This is a genomic window from Lactobacillus nasalidis, assembly GCF_016587775.1.
Taxonomy (GTDB): domain Bacteria; phylum Bacillota; class Bacilli; order Lactobacillales; family Lactobacillaceae; genus Lactobacillus; species Lactobacillus nasalidis.
On the sequence record NZ_BOCG01000245.1, the window covers coordinates 1 to 226 of the forward strand.

At 44.2% G+C, this 226-nt stretch carries 1 pseudogene; it reads left to right on the plus strand.

What is annotated here, in order from left to right:
- Nucleotides 1–226, plus strand: a pseudogene (locus lacNas_RS04125) (RNA-guided endonuclease TnpB family protein); the annotation flags it as partial.

The following is a 226-nucleotide window of genomic DNA, read 5'->3' on the forward strand; positions in this document are numbered from 1 at the left end:
CAGACAAAACAGGCAAAGCTACCGCGGTTGACGTCAATGTTGGTCACTTTGATTACACGGGAGGCCGGGTGAACGTACTGCCTAAGAAGCTTGATAGAATTTATAAAAAAATCAAGCACTATCAAAGGCAGCTTGCCAAAAAGCAAGTCAAAAATGGAGAAGCTGCTTGCGAAAGCAAGAACTACTTGAAGACGAAAGCCAAGCTTCAAGCTTGCTATCGCAAAGC